General features: G+C 45.1%; 18 protein-coding genes. All 18 read right to left on the minus strand.

What is annotated here, in order from left to right; all coding sequences use genetic code 11:
* Window positions 1–4 precede the first annotated feature (4 nt).
* A complete protein-coding gene (locus ACMVP2_RS06130; RefSeq protein ID WP_416867061.1) occupies window positions 5–1,126 on the minus strand; it encodes a hypothetical protein in 1,122 nt (373 codons plus the stop codon).
* A 1-nt stretch (window position 1,127) separates the two neighbouring features.
* Window positions 1,128–2,351 carry a hypothetical protein gene (locus tag ACMVP2_RS06135; protein WP_416867062.1) on the minus strand — a complete coding sequence of 408 codons (1,224 nt, stop codon included), beginning with the start codon at window positions 2,349–2,351 and terminating at the stop codon, window positions 1,128–1,130.
* On the minus strand, window positions 2,332–3,453 hold the full coding sequence (locus tag ACMVP2_RS06140) for a glycosyltransferase (protein ID WP_416867063.1): 1,122 nt from the start codon (window positions 3,451–3,453) through the stop codon (window positions 2,332–2,334). The genes ACMVP2_RS06135 and ACMVP2_RS06140 overlap by 20 nt, the downstream gene beginning before the upstream one ends.
* Entirely contained in the window at window positions 3,446–4,537 is a 1,092-nt protein-coding gene (wecB, locus tag ACMVP2_RS06145; RefSeq protein ID WP_416867064.1) for a non-hydrolyzing UDP-N-acetylglucosamine 2-epimerase, read from the minus strand. The genes ACMVP2_RS06140 and wecB overlap by 8 nt, the downstream gene beginning before the upstream one ends.
* A 2-nt stretch (window positions 4,538–4,539) precedes the next feature.
* A complete protein-coding gene (locus tag ACMVP2_RS06150; protein ID WP_416867065.1) occupies window positions 4,540–5,067 on the minus strand; it encodes an acyltransferase in 528 nt (175 codons plus the stop codon).
* A 16-nt stretch (window positions 5,068–5,083) separates the two neighbouring features.
* Entirely contained in the window at window positions 5,084–6,094 is a 1,011-nt protein-coding gene (locus tag ACMVP2_RS06155; protein ID WP_416867066.1) for a glycosyltransferase family 2 protein, read from the minus strand.
* Window positions 6,091–7,065: a glycosyltransferase gene (locus tag ACMVP2_RS06160; RefSeq protein WP_416867067.1), complete on the minus strand. Its 975-nt coding sequence runs from the start codon at window positions 7,063–7,065 to the stop codon at window positions 6,091–6,093. The genes ACMVP2_RS06155 and ACMVP2_RS06160 overlap by 4 nt, the downstream gene beginning before the upstream one ends.
* 2 nt (window positions 7,066–7,067) lie before the next feature.
* Window positions 7,068–8,555, minus strand: coding sequence for an O-antigen translocase (locus ACMVP2_RS06165; RefSeq protein WP_416867068.1), 1,488 nt, complete (start codon window positions 8,553–8,555; stop codon window positions 7,068–7,070).
* 139 nt (window positions 8,556–8,694) lie between these two features.
* Complete coding sequence (locus tag ACMVP2_RS06170; protein ID WP_416867069.1) at window positions 8,695–9,615, minus strand: hypothetical protein; 921 nt, start codon at window positions 9,613–9,615, stop codon at window positions 8,695–8,697.
* Window positions 9,616–9,619: 4 nt separating this feature from the next.
* Window positions 9,620–10,744: a DegT/DnrJ/EryC1/StrS family aminotransferase gene (locus tag ACMVP2_RS06175; RefSeq protein ID WP_416867070.1), complete on the minus strand. Its 1,125-nt coding sequence runs from the start codon at window positions 10,742–10,744 to the stop codon at window positions 9,620–9,622.
* Window positions 10,737–11,237 carry an acyltransferase gene (locus ACMVP2_RS06180; RefSeq protein ID WP_151998776.1) on the minus strand — a complete coding sequence of 167 codons (501 nt, stop codon included), beginning with the start codon at window positions 11,235–11,237 and terminating at the stop codon, window positions 10,737–10,739. The genes ACMVP2_RS06175 and ACMVP2_RS06180 overlap by 8 nt, the downstream gene beginning before the upstream one ends.
* The gene (locus ACMVP2_RS06185; protein ID WP_416867071.1) at window positions 11,234–12,148 is read right to left on the minus strand and encodes a DegT/DnrJ/EryC1/StrS family aminotransferase; all 915 of its coding nucleotides are present in this window, start codon (window positions 12,146–12,148) and stop codon (window positions 11,234–11,236) included. Before ACMVP2_RS06185 ends, ACMVP2_RS06180 begins: the two co-directional genes overlap by 4 nt.
* A 4-nt stretch (window positions 12,149–12,152) precedes the next feature.
* Window positions 12,153–13,079 carry a GNAT family N-acetyltransferase gene (locus ACMVP2_RS06190; RefSeq protein ID WP_416867072.1) on the minus strand — a complete coding sequence of 309 codons (927 nt, stop codon included), beginning with the start codon at window positions 13,077–13,079 and terminating at the stop codon, window positions 12,153–12,155.
* Between the two features lie 19 nt (window positions 13,080–13,098).
* Window positions 13,099–13,515 carry a sugar 3,4-ketoisomerase gene (locus tag ACMVP2_RS06195; RefSeq protein ID WP_416867073.1) on the minus strand — a complete coding sequence of 139 codons (417 nt, stop codon included), beginning with the start codon at window positions 13,513–13,515 and terminating at the stop codon, window positions 13,099–13,101.
* Window positions 13,512–13,928, minus strand: coding sequence for an FdtA/QdtA family cupin domain-containing protein (locus tag ACMVP2_RS06200; protein ID WP_339792707.1), 417 nt, complete (start codon window positions 13,926–13,928; stop codon window positions 13,512–13,514). Before ACMVP2_RS06200 ends, ACMVP2_RS06195 begins: the two co-directional genes overlap by 4 nt.
* 278 nt (window positions 13,929–14,206) lie before the next feature.
* Complete coding sequence (locus ACMVP2_RS06205) at window positions 14,207–15,148, minus strand: NAD-dependent epimerase/dehydratase family protein (RefSeq protein WP_339792705.1); 942 nt, start codon at window positions 15,146–15,148, stop codon at window positions 14,207–14,209.
* Between the two features lie 129 nt (window positions 15,149–15,277).
* The gene (locus ACMVP2_RS06210) at window positions 15,278–16,288 is read right to left on the minus strand and encodes an SDR family oxidoreductase (protein ID WP_416867074.1); all 1,011 of its coding nucleotides are present in this window, start codon (window positions 16,286–16,288) and stop codon (window positions 15,278–15,280) included.
* A gap of 163 nt (window positions 16,289–16,451) precedes the next feature.
* Complete coding sequence (locus ACMVP2_RS06215; protein ID WP_416867075.1) at window positions 16,452–16,799, minus strand: four helix bundle protein; 348 nt, start codon at window positions 16,797–16,799, stop codon at window positions 16,452–16,454.
* Window positions 16,800–16,867: the final 68 nt, after the last annotated feature.

Genomic DNA, 16,867 nt, shown 5'->3' on the forward strand with positions numbered 1-16,867 from the left:
CAAATTATTTTGTTACCCCGTCGCCATCCATCAGCTGCCCCAGCTCTGTGGAGGTCATAAATTCAACCTCGGGCCAAACTGAAATTATCTGCCTTGCAAGCTTGCGAAACGCCGCCAGGCCATTTTTTCGATTTGATTCATTTAACCCTCCTGTAAAGTTCACTCTGTGGGTGCTTATGACAGCGGGTTTTTGCCAGCGAAATGCAATTGATATATCATTCAGGCAGGATCCAACCCAATCGATACCGGGAATGCTCGGTTCAAAAAAGCAATTGCGGGTGATGTATGATTGCCCCCATTTGTTTTTCCTGCCTAACCACCGGAAGTTTCGCTTCGTGAGTCCACCACCCAATGGTTCAATTTGAATTTTTGGTGACGAAATGTATTGAATCCCTTCGCTTGCTATAATTTTCTCAAGCGAATTGTTCAATGGGCCATTTGGGGGAACAAAATAGCTTGCCTTATAGCCCCACTGCCGCTGGAACAAATCCAGTCCACTCCGCAAAATCTCACTTTGGCCTTCAAGGTCACTTGCCAACTCAAGATCAAACGCAGCCTGATACATCACGTTAAACCGATTTTTGTTGGTATAGCCCCAGACGCCGAGGTCAAATGCCTGCCTTGTCTCCCGGTCGTTTTCCTGCAAGGCCCTCATCCATGCGGCAACATTCAGGTGTTCCCTTCCATGAAACTGAGGAACAAATATTCCCTTGTTAATTCCCTCCTTCCACAAATCCAGTGCGCCACTTAATCCAAAGCGGCTGAACGTAACAGGTAGCGTCTCAAAAAAATACTGGCTGAAACCAGACTCCCGGATTTTTCCAAAATCAGGATTGGCTGTGAGGCTCACCGGCGTGAATACCATTGGCCTTCCATTGCTGTCATTAACACTCAAAAGAACCTCAAAAAGTTCGGATAAATCCGCTGCCGAAGCCAGCGTGTCATTCTGATTATACCTGGCAGAATCGCCTGATTCCATGTCAAGTCCGCCAGCCTTGAGCTTTTCAAGAATATCGAGAGACGGCATCCTAACACTTCCCCAGTCGTCGGACTCGATAATTACGATCTTCCGGCCGGTACGCCAGCCTGGCAGATTCGATAAGTTTCTCAGAAGTTTCCCTATCAACTTAATTGAACAATGAAATGATGGATATGTGAACGTCTATCAGCAAGGCAAAAATCGGGTTCCCCAAGACGCTCATCACGGTGATCGTTTCCAGCGAAATCCGGAGACTTACTATCAGGAACAGAAAAAGCATGGGATAGCTCGCATATCTAAACCAGTACCGAAACTTGTCGGGATCAGCCGTCTTCAAATAGAGAAACATGAAAGCAAAGGCAAATATCTGCCCTATACTAAGGAATCTGCCACCTGAAGGCACTAGCGATGCGATATTACCAAACGTCAAAATAATCAGCGAAATGGCAAACAAGTCTTTAAGGTAGGGATAGGTGACCAGGTTCTTAACCCTTCTGAAAAAAATGAAAGAGAAAAAAACGACGACTGTCCAAACAATTACTTTCCGATAGTAGATGATATGAAAACTTGCGCCTTGCATTGTTTCATTTACTTTGTCGATGTATACCTCCCCGGTATAACTTTGAACCCTGGGAATTAAAAATTCGGGCGAATAGGCCATGAGCACATTGCGCAGCGACCCAATGTTTAATTCTGAAATGGCAAATGAAAATATGTAAGCATAGTAGAGCAGCGGCCAACCCAGGCGCAAAAACCGGAAACAAAAAAACAAAACTACCGGGCCAACAAACGAGAAATGAATAAGTACTGATATCAATATGAAAATGTAGGCACTTCGCTTTTGGTACAGAATATAGTTAAGCACGCCAAAGGTAAAAACATGGGCTGCCGTCCACATTCTTACGCCATTCAAGTCCCAGAAAGGAACAATAAAAGCAAACGACAGGTAAATTATCCAGAGAAAGGAAGTCATGTATCCGGGTACGAAACGGAGCACCATCCAAAGATTTCTTGAATAAAAAAAACCAAACACTACACCGAAAGCCGCAAATAGCAAATCACCATTTTCCGTGAAGCGAGACATCAGAAAGATCATCGTAGGCTCATATAAATCCACCTGCGCACCTTCGGCTGAATAAAACCCGCTGGCAAAACTTTCCCAGCTGCTGGAATAATAATTGTTCTTAAGCCGTTGAACATATCGGCTCGAATCCATGCCCTCCGGCTTGGCCATAGTGAAGCCGTAAAAAATAACGAAAAGCCAAACCGCATTCACCGACCATCTTTCGTGGTTGTATTTGAATGCGTGCAAAAAACCTAAAAATGGATTCAGCAAAAAAAACAGAAAGGTGTTATCTTTCTCCCGTCTCATCGATAAGGTTTAAAAAAAGCTGCGCTACATTTTCAATTCGGTACTGTTCTCGGTCGGCTACTACATATGAGTTGCTGAAGTCCCGATCAAGAAATGACAAGACATCGGCGGGCCTGAGCTGTCCAGTCACCACATTTAGGATAGGCTTGCCTAAAATAGCATAATCAATGAGTTTGCTAGGCGTTTGCGATGTTCCTATGTTGGTAAAATTAACAACAAAGTCCATTTTTGAAAACTCATGCATCAGTTCGGTTCGGCCCACTACCTGGTGTATCAAAATACTTTTTGAGTTGGCAGTATAGGGCAACACCCATTGAGGTGTGCTGGTGTAAATGTGGAATTCAAACTGATACCTCTCCTCGATAGACAGTAGAAATTCAATCAATTCTTTAGGGTCTCTTTTTCCAGGAATAAACATACCTCCATAGCCAAAAATTACTTTTTCGGATGGCTTGAAATCAGCCATTTGATAGTCTTCAAAACGGAAACCCTGAGGAATAACCCTGATTTTGTGACGAAACTCCGGGTAGTATCCGCCGATGGACCCCTGAGTGGGCACGCTCAGGTAATCTGCTTTTCGGCAAAACCATTTCTCGACCCACCCAAAGTAAAAGGGCGCTTGGAAAGTGTCGTTCTCCTGCCCCATATAGGGGTCGCCACAGTCAGCAACCCAGGTAGCTGCTACGGGATGCTTACTACTTCTGAACCAGGCCACCCCCCAGTGGATCGGATAAGGCACAGCCACAGAAATCAAGAGATCAAAACCTGACTGGCTGGCAAGTGCCTTCCTTACAAGGAAAAGGAGTTGAATATTTGGGTATTCCAATAGCAACGTTGTGAGGCGAACCACCACCCTCGAAACAAGCCTTTTTAATCCCGTTCCTGACACCACAGGTTTGGGCCACGACATTGGCCCCATGTCATGAAAGCTAAAACCATGCCTCGTGGAAAATTGCTTTACATCGCCCCGGTCATGTGAAATAACTTTTACATCATGGCCTTGTCTGGCAAACTCTTTGGCAAGCTCAGTGGCCCTGAACGACCGGGGTGAAATTTCCGGGTAAAACCCATTGGAAACAATCAGTATCTTCTGCTTATGCATGCAACCTGATCAGCTGCTCCACAATTCGCCCGGCTGCCTTCCCATCCCACAACTCAGGAATGCCCCCCTTTTTCCAGTTGCCAGCAAACAAACGACCGAGCGCCTCAGCAATGGCTTTTGGCCCGGTCCCTAACAATTCATTGGTGCCTATGGTCACCGTTTCGGGTCGCTCGGTGCTGTCTCTCAGGGTGAGGCAGGGCACCCCCATGACGGTTGTTTCCTCTGTTATGCCTCCAGAGTCGGTAATCACCGCTTTGCTGTGCTGCACCAGGTAGTTGAATTCCAGATAACCCAGCGGGTCAATGATGTGCAGGTTTTCAGGCAGGGCACCCAATGACTGAAAAATGGATTTCGTGCGTGGATGGATGGGAAAAATGATCGGTAATCCCCGGGTGTTGGCAGTAATGGTGTTGATCAGCTGCATCAGGTTCTGCCCCTCATCCACATTAGAGGGCCTATGCAGCGTGAGCACCAGGTAATGCTGTTTTTGCAGACCAACCTCCTCCCATACAGGCGGTTGCCTGAATCTTTGTTTGTTGGCCAGCAGCGTGTCGATCATCACATTGCCTACAAAAAAGATATTGCGTTCGGCAACCCCTGCTTTCAGCAGGTTGCTATTGGCCGTTGTGCTTGTGGTAAAAAAATAATCGGTAATGCTGTCGGTCACCATGCGGTTGATTTCTTCTGGCATGGTAAGGTCAAAAGACCTGATGCCTGCCTCCACATGGGCCACCCGGGTATGGCATTTCTTTGCCACTATTGCGCAAGCCATGGTAGAAGTAACGTCTCCCACCACCAGCACCAGGTCAGTGGGGTGAGCCAAAAGGTGTTTCTCAAAGGCAATCATAAGGCCGGCTGTTTGTTCAGCCTGTGTGCCACCGCCGACTCCTAAATTCACGTGGGGTTCCGGGATACTGAGTTCCTCAAAAAAAGTCTGGCTCATTTGGCGATCGAAGTGTTGGCCAGTATGGACGAGGCTAAAAGACAATGCTAGTCCCTTTTTCTCTCTTTCCATTAGTGCATGAATGATTGGTGCAACCTTCATGAAATTTGGCCTTGCTCCGGCAACAATTGTGATTCTCATGTTTAGCTTTTACCGATAATTTTAGCAGGATTGCCTGCCACAACTAAATTGCTTTCGAAAGACTTGGTGACAACGCTTCCCGCCCCTACAATCACATTGTCGCCCAAGTGAACTCCTGGTAGGATCACCGCATTCGCACCAATCCAACAACTTTTTCCAATTATAATGGGCCCTAAACTTTTATCGTGCTTAGTAAAATCTGTTTTGGAGTGATTTGCCGATATAATCTTAACGCCAGGGGCAAAAATTGAATTATCGCCAATAACGATGCCATTTATTCCCTGGATGTAACAGTGTCCAGAATTGGCAAAATAAGGAGCTACATTCTTCCCCAGCTTAACTGTTTGGCTTACGATTGAGGTGTAATGTACCATGAAAGGAACCTCCGAGTTGATTCTAAGTACCTTCTGATAGAAAAAATTAACAATTCTTAACCCGTTTGAGCAAGGAGAAAGTAAATACTCCAAAATGTTAGTCGGCTCATTCTGTTTCCATTTTTTGTATTTGAACCTACTTAGAATATGCATCATTAAATTACTTTATTCACTATGGATTGATCAACTTTAAAATTGGTGATTTCAAAGCACGGTGTAGAAAGAATAAATAAGGTGATTGGTTGAATAGGAAACCCTCCACTTTATAATAGTTGTTGCAACCCTCTAATTCACATTTATCCAATCCCATAGCGTAAAGTTTTCCTTTTCTTCTTTTGAATTCCTTCAATTGGCGGAAGGAACAAAAAGGCACTAGCACCAACAGCACGAATTTGCATATGGGTTGGTTTAAGAATGTTCTTTGATCTTTATCTAAAAATTCACCTCGACTAAATTCTAAAAGGTTTTTGGCTGCAAGAATAAAACCCTCCAACGATTTATCTGAGTAAAATAAAGAAGAGTGAGTTGCGGACCCCGGTCTTGTAGTCCTTTGGTAAAAAGGGTAAGAATGAAAGCTGCATTTTTCTGCCAGGCACAGTGCCCGGGCTAAAAATTCTCCGTCTTCCAAATAGGGCACATTCGCCAGATAGCGAATATTGAACTTGTTGATAAACGCTCTCTCAAAAAGTATTCCCCAGCTTCGGTCAGGGTCAGTTTTTCCGTCTCCCCGGGATAAAACGTAGGCCTCTATCCCTCTAAAGACTTTTCCGTCTTTGTCCTGATGCAAAATTTCCTTCCTTATTGACTCATCAACGTTTAGAAATCGGTATCCAAGAAAAACTATTTGGGGTTTGTGTCTATCGACGGCAGTAAGAATTGAGGAAAATGAATTCGGGGCCACATAATCGTCGGGATCCACAAAAACGAGGTACTCTCCACCTGCCCGGTCGATACCGGCATTCCTTGCCATAGAAACTCCCTGGTTCTCCTGGTTGATTAATATGATATTGGAGAGCTCACGCTGAAGTCGTTCCACCACCTCTTTAGAGTTGTCAGGCGAACCGTCATTCACAACTATGATCTCGTAGTCGCTCCGGGGAATGCCCTGGTCTTCCAGGCTTCGGATACAACGCTCCAGGTATGCCTCTACATTGTAAACGGGAAGAATAATACTCAGCTTCATTGATAGAATATGTTCCCTTTGTTGGCAGGAAGTCGCTTTTTGACTGCATATGCATACTGCCAGGGGTTCAGATAAACTGACAGCAAACGGAAAAACGTGCGGGCAATGGCGGTGTTCCTGTTGGCACCGATCGCCAAAAAGAATTTCTTCACACCCTGCTCCCACTGTTCTTTGCCAACAATATCAGTTGGTAAATGAGGGTGCGCCATTTGCTGTCGGATAGCAAATGCTTTCACCGACAGTGGTTTGAACAATCCAGCATCGCCAATATTATTGAGGGCCTTTGCATGCATGCGATAACCAACCGTGGGCGTGTGGAAGTAATGCAACCGTTCGCCAGCCCCGGTCAATTTAAGCCACATGGGGTAGTCTTCCACCAGCCGGTTGCTTTCATCATAGTTTCCTACTTGAGCCAGGGCCGTCCGGTTGAAAAAATAGGAGGGTGTGTAATGCATACGATCCGATACCAGCAGCCTCTTCCATTGGTCATTGGCGGATAATTCCGGATGCATCAGGTTGTCGGGAAACTGAGCCGGTATCACTCTCAGGAAGTTCTCCTTTTGAAAATTGTCGACATACACTTCGACCTGGGAGAAAATAACCCGGGCGTCGGGGTTCTTATTGGCGAACCGCATATTGTCTTCGATGCAATTGGGCATTAAAATGTCATCACCGGCAATGAATTTGATCCAATCGGACTGCGCCGCTGCTATACATCGGTTACAATTGGCAGATACACCGGTGTTGTGCGGAACTGTTATTATTTTGTTATCAACAAAGCGTCGGCTATTGTCGGGGCTTTCAAGCCATTTTTTTGCCAGCTCCACGCTATTATCAGAAGAAGCATCGTCAGAAATAATCAGCTCCAATCTTTGGTAAGTTTGCTCTTTCACACTTTCAAGTGTGTCGACAATTGTTTTTGCCGAATTAAAAGCAGTAACAGCCACAGTGACTAGCTCAGGTTTCGACATTTCTAACGTTTTCTAAATCTAGCTGTCAAGTCTCTTATTGCAGCCACTACGTCCATGAGTTGGTTGAGCTTTCTTAAGGAAAATACGCTGACTATAAAAAAGAAGAAAGCCCCACTTAAATAGGCCCAAGGATATGCGAGATATTTAGCAAAAAGTGTCGTTCCTAATATTAGGATGAATAATTGAAATATTAATTTCCACTGACTACTGGAGAAGTAAAAACCATAAACCCGATTAATAACGGCCAAGAGTACACAAAAACTTATCAGGTACGACACTCCCAATGCGATCCCAAGCCCCTCAATGCCAAAGTAATTGAATAAAGCTAAGTTTAAGCCAAGCCGTATCAGAACTGCGGACACTTCCGTCAAAAGAAACAAACGATTGTTGCCAGAAGCAATAAATATATACCCAATCGCCCACACGGGCGCTTTGAGGAACACCCCCAATACGGCCCACAATAAATAAGGAATCACTGATAAGAATTGGGCACTTAACAGTATCTCGATAAAAATCGGCGCCGTCGTAATCATCAGTACGAGCAACGGCGCCAATATCAAAAGCATAAGCTCCAGTTGCTGATGAACGATCTGCTTCCATTCGGAAGTCTTAAGATTGATTTTTTCCGCCAAACGTGGAAAATAGTCGGTGGCCAGTGCCGTAAACACCAGGCCAACATAGGTATTAGTGATGGTGAGGCCGGCATTGTACAAACCAACCTCGGCCTCCGATCCCTGCCGATTGATAAACGTTAAGATCACAAAAGACACTCCTGACGCCATAAGCATGCTAGCAGATAAGCTGACGCCTAATTTGGCCATGTCGATTCCCCGAACAAAGGTCTGCCGATAGCTAATGTCAACCCTCCCAATTTTCACCTCTCGTCTTCTAAAAAAGATTGCTATCGCAAAATTGGCCAGGGCAGTGGCTAAGATGGCAGGAACAATCCCCTGCACTCCAAAAAAGTAAAAAAGAGGTACCGCCGCCAGTAGCCCGGCGAGGCTACCTAAAATATTGGCGCTGGCTAGAGCTTTCAGGCGCCTTAGGCCTCGCAAAAGGGTGTAAATTCCGCCACTAAGAGCTGCGAAAATAAAAGTCACAGAAAGAAGCCTGAAAGCCCAGGTGTAACTGTCGTTTTGAAAGACATATTCGCTCAGGAATGAAGCGCCAAAAAAAGTAATGCCCCCACCGAGTAGCGCAGTGAACCAAATCCATCTTTTAAAGACTGTATAGGTCACAGCAATTTTTTCTGGGTCATTGCTCGAGGAAGCAATATCACGCACCGCTGACTGCGGCAAACCAAGATTGGTGATGTTCTGCAGCATTTGAAGGGTGGTCATAAAGAGCCCGTTAATACCCATTCCGGCCGGTCCAAGCAGCACGGCTACAAATTTTCCTCTGATGATGGTAATAATGATGTTAAATACCTGAACGCCTCCAAACAGCGAGGTTGATTTAAAAATAGACCGATAAGAGGATTTATTTGGCATTCAAAGGTATTCAAGCTCAAGTTGCCATGCTCGCTGGATTAACAAGCTACCAACTTCATCTAACATGCTTTAGAAATTAATAGCAACAGGCAATCGGTGACTCATTTCTAGCTCGTAATGATAAACACTATTATTCTCGTTATCTATTCTCAATATATTTCTTTGAGTGAGCCCAATCCTCGGAATAGACCCCGTTTAAGAAACGTAGCGAATCTTCATCGAGAGGAGTATCAATTTTCAACAGGTTTTCATTTACCTTAGGTAAGTCAGTTCCAACGCCATTTTTGTAAATCCCCAAATAGTCTAATATTTCCTTGGTACCTCCTTTTTTTACAACCTCGTCAAAATCGAACACTTTGTACTGTATCCCTTGGTGCGAAAAGTCTTTTAATATCTTATGATATAAGCCGGATTTGATTAGCGGGAAACCCGAAGGTCCGGAGAATTTTATCATAGACTCGTAGTCCATCTTTTTTAGATAAAATATTAATGTGTTAATGTCATTGAACATTTTATTTTCGGCCACACCTTCTCTTCCAAGTAAAAAATATTCCCATTTGTAATGGCTAATGAACCTAGATATAGGGTCTCTTAAAATGAATATTACTTTACCTTTAGAATAGTGCTTTTTGATCACATCGATGGCGTCGAACCGATCATCAGACCTTGCAATCATAAATGGCGCCACGTAGATATTTATGTTATTTTTTCTTATCGGAAAATACAATCTGTCATTTTTGGGACTAGACAATTCAAATTCCTTTACGACCGAGGTATTAACATATTTTGAATTGGCGAAAAAAAGACCAATCGAGCTACTTCCCGCTTTTATGGGAGATAGAATAAACGTATTTGGTTTAGGTCTAAGAGCTGACGTTAAAACTCTATAATAGCGTCTAAAATTAGGCAAACTGTCATCAAAAAAATATGGACAGAGAATAAGGCCAATTCTTCCTAATATTTTTCTTTTCAGTGACCAGGAATTGTCATTCCACTTAATGTCATATCTCCTACTTGCCAAGTAGTTAAAATGAAAATCATTCGACAAAAACCTCCCCATCTTCTCAAAAACAGTTTACGCCATCAATAATTGCATTAACCATATTTTCATTCATCACTTGGCTAATAGGGAGACTGAGAACTACTTGGGAAACTTCTTCACTAATTGGCAATATCGTATCATTGTATTCCAAATACGCCTTTTGTTTGTGAGGAGGTGTTGGGTAATGAATAAGGGTTTGGATACCCCTGGCAGTGAGGTGATTTTGCAAGGCTTCCCGTTGCTTTGTTTTGATGACAAAAAGGTGCCATACGTGTCCATTTCTATCGGCGCTTCCCTCCTGCGTCTGCGGGTACGAGGGCAGTTCAATAAGCGGGTTCGTGATGCCAGCCAGGTAGCGATCGGCCACTTCCCGCCTTCGCTCATTCCCGGCGTCGAGCGCTTTCAGTTTCACTGATAAAAAGGCGGCTTGTATTTCGTCGAGGCGGCTGTTGATGCCCTTGTACAAGTGTTCGTATTTTCTTCCGCTGCCGTAGTTGGCAATGGCTTTTACCTTTTGTGCCAGGTCTGCGTCGGCTGTAGCTACCGCTCCTCCGTCGCCCAAAGCACCAAGGTTTTTTCCCGGGTAAAAGCTGAAAGCAGCAGCATGCCCGAGTGACCCGGTCTTTCTGCCTTTCCACTCGGCCCCCACGGCCTGTGCATTGTCTTCAATAATTTTTAGCTGATACTTTTCAGCCAGGCGTTCCAGCTCCTCCGACCAGCACACCCTGCCATAAAGATGAACCACCAAAATAGCTTTGGTTTTGGGTGTGATCCGCCGCTCAATCAAGCCAATGTCCATATTGAAACTGGCCGGATCCGGCTCCACAAATATAGGAACCAGCTTATTGTCGGTCACTGCCAGTGTGGAAGCGATAAAGGTATGAGCAGGTACAATGACCTCGTCGCCATCGTTTAAAACTCCCTGCTCTTTATAAGATTGAAAGATGAGTTTGAGGGCATCCAGCCCGTTGGCTACGCCAATTACATGCTTCACACCGGTGTAGGTCGCAAATTCCTTCTCAAATTTTGTCAGGAAGTCCCCATTTAGAAACCAGCCTGAATCAATCACTTCCGTGACCGCCTGAATCAATTCAGCTCTATGCTCCTGATTGATTTTTAGTAAATCGAGAAACTTAATTTCACTCATGCAGCTTGCCTATTTCCTTATCAGTCAGCGCCCTTATCAGCTTTGCCGGGCTTCCCCCAATAATGGAATAGTCGGGAAAGCTCTTTGTCACAAAACTGTTTACGCCTACAATACAAAACTTGCCTAATTCAACACCAGGCATGATAACCGAGGATGCACCAATCCAACAATCATTGCCAATTATGACAGGAATTCGTTCGATTGGGAATATCCTTTGAAAGGCCTTCGACGCATTTGGCCCGGAAGCCGACATGATGTGCACATTCTGTGCAATGCTAACATTCGCTCCAATCGTCACTTTCTCCAAGTAACCATCGATGGTGGTGTTCATTCCAACGTAACACTCTTTCCCTATCTCGAGAATGAACTCAGGGCTACCAAATATGCTACATCGTTTAGCTATACGGGTGTTGTCCCCAATATCTACATTATTAAAATTGGAAGAAGGATCAATTTCAACGTCTTTTCCCAGAATGATGTTGGAAAATTTCATTTCAGGTTGATTTTTATGTTGTTTAAAAAATAGGTCAAATCAGGCTTTTTTAATGCCTGATGCACCGGAATAAAGAATGTATCCTCGCCGTAAAAGATGCTGCATTGAATCCCTTTTTCCCATAATGCTTCCTTAAGTTCGGGCAGGTTAAGCAGACCGTTAACGCTAAAGAGACAAGCTCCTGGCACTATTCCGTCACTGAGAGGAATGCGTTCACTGAATCCCATGCTGGTGAGCCCGTTAATGAGAAAATGATAGTTCTCAATTCGTTGGCTTGCAATGTCAGCGGTTTTTCGCAAGAAGTGGGAAGCCACCTTTTGTATGTAGTTGTGCTCTTGGTTCGGCAGAAGTTGCTGAGAAAACTTCTCATCATCCAGGCCGTCCTTCATTGTCAGGAGCCCCCCTATTTGAACGGGGAATATCTTGGGAAAACTGTAAATGGTAAAGTCTCCCAGGTGTCCCGTGTTTCCAGCTGTATTGTGAGACAAAAAGGAATAGGCACAATCCTCAATAATTGGCAAGCCATGCTCTTGCAGGGCAGTTACGTCCTCCAAAGGGTAGCCAAACTCATGATTGACAAAAAGCACTTTTGTAGCCTGCTCAATTTTTCTTGACCATTTACAAAACCGCTCGATCTCATTTGTCACGCAACTGCTGATATATAAATTATTGGTGGTTGTAATAATGGTGACCACATCCTCTGGTTGCAAATGATAATGAGAAAGCGCCTGGTGAATAGCTTCTCTGCCTGACATGCAATACTTGTAACGACGAGAGGCGAGCCGTTCTCCGAAATACGTTTCAGCATAGTCGTCGGCTGGTAATTCATGATTGAGCGCCACATCAGCTGTGCTAAATGGACTTAGCCGGTAAGCTGGAAGAAGGTATTTGTCGGGGTTAGCTATGACCATTCTTTCAAACTGACCAAATATAAGAAGGCTTAATACTCACCTCACAACCAATACTCTCTTTGAAATCACACAAACCGTAGTTGGGCAGAGAGTCTTCAGTCGATGGGCCAATGTCCAATACCTTTTTTCCAGCGTTTCGATAATGCTCAAAAAGCTGACAGGCCAGGAAATTAACGGGTCGCAAGTGAGAGTACTCTACCATATCACCCCAGTAGATCACCTGCATGATGTTGTCCGTTACGGCGAAAACAATGGCAGCAGCAACGGCTGCGTCATCTTTTGTCACCAGAAAAAAATCAGCTTCAATAATTTTGGTGGTGCTGAGCATCTGCTGCCAGGTCATTCGCAAAGGATAGCCTTTGGCTGCCCTGTTGGCCGCTATCACCCTGTAGGCTGCCTCTTGCTCCTCCGGTGTAGTGCACACCCTGAGCGCCAGTTTGTTGGCCAGGGCGTTGTTCAGGTTTTTTCTGGCGTTTTTTCGCAATAGACTGGCATAGGGCAGCTCCGTTTCCAGGTCGAGAGCGTAATTGAGATCCATATTTTTCTGAACAAACCCTTTTCTGTAAAGCACATTGGTCATTTTCGATAGCACCGAAGGGTCGTAAAGCAGTGGCGGTGGAGTGATAACCAGCTCCGTAAGGAGGTTGCCGGTTATCCAGCTTTTCAAAGCATCGACGGCTTCGTCGAGTTGCTCCAGCGACGGACAACCCGCCAAAGAAAACCCTCCAAATGGAGCCGAAAAAGGAGATTTTGCTGTCGCTCCTTTGATACCGAGTATCAACCCCATGCGTACTTTAGAATCCCTGAAGATCAAGAATTTTACGTTGTCTGCCTTGTCTGCGTTCAGGCTATTAAAACCGGAGGTGTTAAACACATGAGCTGGGCTGAGCAGCGTGTTGTATTCCTGTTCCGATACCTCAACTATTTTCATGTGATTGAAAGCTTTGGCGCTACAATGATTTATACGCCAGAAACTGATCGTATTCTCTTATATAGTCCTCTTCGGTGTATAATTCCGAGGCAAGTACCAAACAGATGGCGCCGTTTGAAAAATTGGAAAGCTCCCTCCACAAACCAGGTGGCAAATAAAGACCAATATTGGGTTGATTCAACTGGACAGTCCTTTTCATTCTTCCGTCCTGCAACATCACATCGAAGCTGCCACTTGCAGCAATGATGAGTTGGTGAAGGTCCTTGTGAGCATGCCCCCCTCTGGAAGAAGCACTTGGTAAGTCATACAAGTAGTATGTTCTTTTAATTCCGAAGGGAATTTCTTTAAAATTATTGATGGAGGTAATACTCCCCGATGCCGCCTTTATCTTCGGGAGCTCCAGCAAACTACAATCAAAAACAGTTGACTTGTTCACTTTGTCAGTTTTAGAAAGGAGGTGAAGTCTCTCACATAATCACTTTCCTGATACTCGTGGCTGGAGATGTGGAAGCTCAACGCATTAGTGCTGAAATTTTCCATATGCCTCCAGGTCATCGGGGGCAAATACAAGCCATAATAAGACCGATTTAGCTGGATTTTTTCCTTTTGCCCATCAGCACTTGTAACTACCACATCAAAAGACCCCGACAGGGCAATAATCACCTCATGCTGCTCTTTGTAAGCATGTGCGCCCCTGGTCTCTCCCCCAGGCACATCATAGGTCCAAAATACTCTTTTAATATCAAAAGGGATGTAGTGCCCATTTTCCATGAAGGTCAGATTCCCCCGTTCATCGAGAATTTTGGGGAACTCAATGATTTTGTGATTTGACGCTTCGGAAACATTCATATCCAAAAGTAGTTTGTTTTCAATGCTGGTATCCTGTGAATCAAATTACACACTGCTTCACAATTTTTGCAAGCGACGTTTTGCTCTTACACCCTACCACCCCATTAAGCACCTTTGTGCAGGCCCAGGTTTTTTCTCGTCATCCGGCTGCATGGCCATCATGTTCAAAATTGCCTTTTCCTTCCCGGCAAGCAACGAAGGCTATCAATTTCACGGAGTTGCCACTGCTTGTCTTATCGATGGCATATGAGAGACCTATGTTGATTTTATCAGGCATCCTACTTTTCTTCCTCCGTGGAGGTAAGGAGCCGAACTCCCTCCTTTAAGTCAATCGTTGATTGAAAGCCCAATTCCGTTTTAAGCTTTCCCACATTGGCCCGGCTATGGCGAATATCGCCCTCCCTTGCTGGTTGATATTGAAGTGCCAGTTCTCTGCCAAAAACAGAAGAGAATATTTCGGCTAAATGGGTCAGGTCACACGGCTCCCCGGTTCCAACATTAAAGACATTCAACGATGCAGGAGACAACATAGCCAATTCAATAGCTTTTGCCACCTCTGTCACATACACAAAGTCTCTCGTCTGCTTTCCGTCTCCAAAAATGGTCACAGGTTGCTCATTTTGGATCAGGTGTTTGAATTTGGCAATTACACCAGAGTAAGGTGAATCGTTGAGTTGCCTGGGGCCATACACATTAAAAAACCGCAATCCGATGGCCGACACTCCAAACCACTCGTGATACTTACCGGCATACCATTCGTTTAGCAACTTACTGGCTCCATACGGCGATAAAGGGTTTGGTGCGTCGCTCTCATTGATTCTTCTTTCTCCCTGGTCGCCATATATGGCCGAGCTCGAGGCGTACACTACTTTCTTCACCTTGTTCACCCGGGCAAAATCCAGCATGTTGAGGAACCCGCTAACATTAACACGATGGCAGTAGGCCGGGTCTCCAAAAGAAGCGGGCACGCTTACCTGAGCGGCCAGGTGGATTATATAGTCTGGTGTAAAGTTTAGCGTTTGCCATGAAGACGAGTCGGAAATGTCGGCGTTGATGAGAATAACGGCCTCACCATGATGCGTGAGGTTGTTGAGCCGGCCAGTGACGAGATTGTCCATCACCATCACTTCGTAGTTGCCTTCGCTCATGAGTTGATCCACCACATGAGAGCCGATAAAACCTGCTCCGCCTGTGACTAATACCTTTGATTTAGTTGACATGAAGTGTTTTTGGATGTTCAGCCTGCGCTGAAGCTTCGGTCGACAAGTTGGATACTCGGACGATTCAAATGTTAAGACGGGTCGGATATTCAGACTGTCCGATAGTCGGACAGTCTGAACGTCCATCTGTCACTTTGAAGTTTGATATTTAGACTGATACCATTCGTAGACTATTTCAAGTCCTTCCCGGAAGCGGACAGTGGGCTGATAGCCCAATAGCTTAGTAATTTTGTCGATGCTGGCTTTGGAATGCTTTACGTCGCCGGGGCGCTCAGGGCCATATACCGGCTTGATGTCTTTCCCAGTCATTTCCTGCAGCATCGTGATCATTTCATTGAGGCTGATCTGATCGCCGCAGGCTGTGTTCATTACCTCATGTTGCCTTAGTTCTGCTAACAACATGGCCCTGATATTGGCCTGCACAGCGTTCGCTACAAAAGTAAAGTCCCGGGTGGTTTTGCCATCCCCATTAATCGTGGGCTGCTTGTTTTCGATAAACGCCTGGCAAAAGATGGGAATCACCGCAGCATAAGGGTTGTTGGGGTTTTGATTAGGACCAAATATGTTGAAATAGCGAAGCCCAATGGTGTGAAGGCCATAGGTTTTACTGAACACGTCGCTGTACATTTCGTTGACTGCCTTGGTTACCGCATAGGGCGACAAGGATTTCCCCTCTCTGCCCTCAACTTTGGGGAGGTCGGGGCTGTCTCCATAGGTAGAAGAAGAGGCGGCATACACCATTCTTCTTACGGCCTTGTTCTCTTTTACTGCCACCAGCATGTTCAGGTGGCCAGCTATGTTTACTTCATTCGAAGTAACAGGGTCTTTTATCGAGCGGGGCACTGAGCCCAGGGCTGCCTGGTGGGTGACGTAGTCCATTCCCTCGACTGCTTTTTGGCAGGTAGTAAGGTCACGGATGTCGCCTTCTATGAATTCGAAATTCGGAAGCGGCATGAACTCTTCGATGTTTTCGAAGGAGCCATTGCTCAGGTTGTCGAGCACCCGGACTTGACCTGCTCCGAAGCGAAGGAGGTATTCCACAATATTGGAGCCGATGAATCCCGCACCACCGGTAATGAGGAATTTCTTGTCGGAGAGAGAGCCGATATGGAAAGGGGTGTTGTATAATTTGGTGTTCAAGAGATATGGATTAAAGGACGGTTCGGACAATTCAGACATTCGGATGTTCGGACGATTCAGATGTTCGGATGGTTCGGACTTTCGGTCCCGTCTGAGTGTCTGAATATCGGACTGTCTGAGTGTCGGACTGTCTGAGTGTCTGAGAGTCCGACTGTCTGAATGTCTATACACTCAACTTATTTTTGAACGAATAAATCTGCGAGGACAACTTCCTATAGCGATCGACCAGGTTATCTGCTTTGCTTTCATCGATTTGATTGATCCTTTTTGCGATGATCAATTGCGTCCGAACTTCGCCAGAACTGCCTCCCGAAATATTCAGGAAACGACTCAGTTCTTTCGCTGTCTGTCGTTCACACCCTTCTGCAATATTACTGGGCACTGAAATCGAAGACCTTGTTAACTGGTCTTTAAGTGCAAAATTTCTGGAATTATCTACTTCTAAACATACTTCAACCGCCAAATCCACAGCATCCTGCCAGATAGTGAGTTTTTCAAAGTTGTGTTTCATTTAAATAAATTTAGATTTTCGGATGGTTCGGACAATTCAGATGTTCGGACAGTTCGGATGATTCAGAC

It is taken from the genome of Imperialibacter sp., from assembly GCF_048007035.1.
In the GTDB taxonomy this organism is placed as follows: Bacteria; Bacteroidota; Bacteroidia; order Cytophagales; family Cyclobacteriaceae; genus Imperialibacter.

Excerpts from the sequence above, each read along its gene's own strand:
- ACMVP2_RS06135 (WP_416867062.1), bottom strand. The coding sequence starts at position 2,351 with ATGAGACGGGAGAAAGATAACACCTTTCTGTTTTTTTTGCTGAATCCA.
- ACMVP2_RS06140 (WP_416867063.1), bottom strand. The coding sequence starts at position 3,453 with ATGCATAAGCAGAAGATACTGATTGTTTCCAATGGGTTTTACCCGGAA.
- wecB (WP_416867064.1), bottom strand. The coding sequence starts at position 4,537 with ATGAGAATCACAATTGTTGCCGGAGCAAGGCCAAATTTCATGAAGGTT.
- ACMVP2_RS06150 (WP_416867065.1), bottom strand. The coding sequence starts at position 5,067 with ATGATGCATATTCTAAGTAGGTTCAAATACAAAAAATGGAAACAGAAT.
- ACMVP2_RS06155 (WP_416867066.1), bottom strand. The coding sequence starts at position 6,094 with ATGAAGCTGAGTATTATTCTTCCCGTTTACAATGTAGAGGCATACCTG.
- ACMVP2_RS06160 (WP_416867067.1), bottom strand. The coding sequence starts at position 7,065 with ATGTCGAAACCTGAGCTAGTCACTGTGGCTGTTACTGCTTTTAATTCG.
- ACMVP2_RS06165 (WP_416867068.1), bottom strand. The coding sequence starts at position 8,555 with ATGCCAAATAAATCCTCTTATCGGTCTATTTTTAAATCAACCTCGCTG.
- ACMVP2_RS06170 (WP_416867069.1), bottom strand. The coding sequence starts at position 9,615 with ATGGGGAGGTTTTTGTCGAATGATTTTCATTTTAACTACTTGGCAAGT.
- ACMVP2_RS06175 (WP_416867070.1), bottom strand. The coding sequence starts at position 10,744 with ATGAGTGAAATTAAGTTTCTCGATTTACTAAAAATCAATCAGGAGCAT.
- ACMVP2_RS06180 (WP_151998776.1), bottom strand. The coding sequence starts at position 11,237 with ATGAAATTTTCCAACATCATTCTGGGAAAAGACGTTGAAATTGATCCT.
- ACMVP2_RS06185 (WP_416867071.1), bottom strand. The coding sequence starts at position 12,148 with ATGGTCATAGCTAACCCCGACAAATACCTTCTTCCAGCTTACCGGCTA.
- ACMVP2_RS06190 (WP_416867072.1), bottom strand. The coding sequence starts at position 13,079 with ATGAAAATAGTTGAGGTATCGGAACAGGAATACAACACGCTGCTCAGC.
- ACMVP2_RS06200 (WP_339792707.1), bottom strand. The coding sequence starts at position 13,928 with ATGAATGTTTCCGAAGCGTCAAATCACAAAATCATTGAGTTCCCCAAA.
- ACMVP2_RS06205 (WP_339792705.1), bottom strand. The coding sequence starts at position 15,148 with ATGTCAACTAAATCAAAGGTATTAGTCACAGGCGGAGCAGGTTTTATC.
- ACMVP2_RS06215 (WP_416867075.1), bottom strand. The coding sequence starts at position 16,799 with ATGAAACACAACTTTGAAAAACTCACTATCTGGCAGGATGCTGTGGAT.